Annotated in this window: 1 protein-coding gene; it reads right to left on the bottom strand. The window is 39.9% G+C overall.

The features are described 5' to 3' along the window. On the bottom strand, window positions 1–384 hold a 384-nt coding region (locus tag AC1DSE_RS35545), incomplete at its 3' end, for a GNAT family N-acetyltransferase (protein ID WP_477529156.1). Window positions 385–1,180 lie beyond the last annotated feature (796 nt).

Here is a 1,180-nt window from a genome sequence, read left to right as displayed (position 1 = left end):
ACCTAATGTTGAAGCCCCGAGCCAAATTTTTGATACACCTGCGATTCTAGCTTCATCAACTAATTTATTTAACAAAGTCGTAGCTATCCCTTGTCCACGGTAATTTTCTTTCGTATACATATTCGTGATATAGCCCATTTTACCACTCTTACTTGTGAATGAAGGCGGGAAATCATAGAAGATAATTGCACCCGTAGCAATAGTTTCTTCATTGTCTTCAACGATCCAYTCGATTAACGAACCATCACTCATCTTATTGTGAAAAAAAGAATTGAGTTCGCTATCAATATCTTGATTCGGTTCRATCCCTTCATCAACTAATTGCTTTTTTCTTAGATGAACCAATTGATGAATATCATTCATATTTGCTTTACGATAGTACATCTACTCACCGCCCCAACAAATGTATATATTGCTGAACGGAGTGTAGCATATTTCACAGTGGAAGTCACCGACTAACATAAACATAGAAAAGCTTGCAAGTTCGTGTTGACCATCTTGCTAGCCTAATACCATACAAATATTCAAATCTTCTATATCAAAGATCTAAAATGCAGTTTGAATCGGAAGAGGCGCCTTCTTCATACCAAGCAGGAAAGTTCGTTCCCCATACATTGTTATGCAAGTTCACATGCATTACGCCTTTGAGTGGGGGAAAGGAATGATCAAACTGTAAAAATCTTCGTTCACCGGGGCATACAAGCGCTGCATCCAATGTTTCAATTGCTAAAGAAAGCAATAAAAATAGCCCGATTATTAGCATGGTGGTATTAAAATAAAATATTTCTTTCTATGCACATTCATCCCCTCCCTTTTGTTTAATATTAACAAAAACACCACCCTCATGTTCAACTAAACTGCCCGTTAGTTGAACAAAAGACTGCCATGCGGCAGCCCTGTCTGTACTTAACTATCGTTACCCGTCCCTCGGTTTTAAGGGTTTATCTCACATATACTCACTCATTCGCAGGATTTCATCACCTTGGATTAGGTCGATTTTAAGAAACAGCACAGGTGATACCGGTTGAGGTGGTGGGCTGGGCATGCGGAAATAGAGGAACTATTAGGAAATATTCCCCAGGTAGTTTCTACTGCACGCATACTCCACAATCCCTTGGAGGTTCACCCTCCCAAATCTCAACGGGTCACCCAAATCTCAACGGGTCACTGCCCTTACATT

Source organism: Paenibacillus sp. 01L418 (assembly GCF_056400045.1).
The sequence above is the reverse complement of the archived record's forward strand: the minus strand, read 5'-3'. Positions and strand labels throughout refer to the sequence as shown.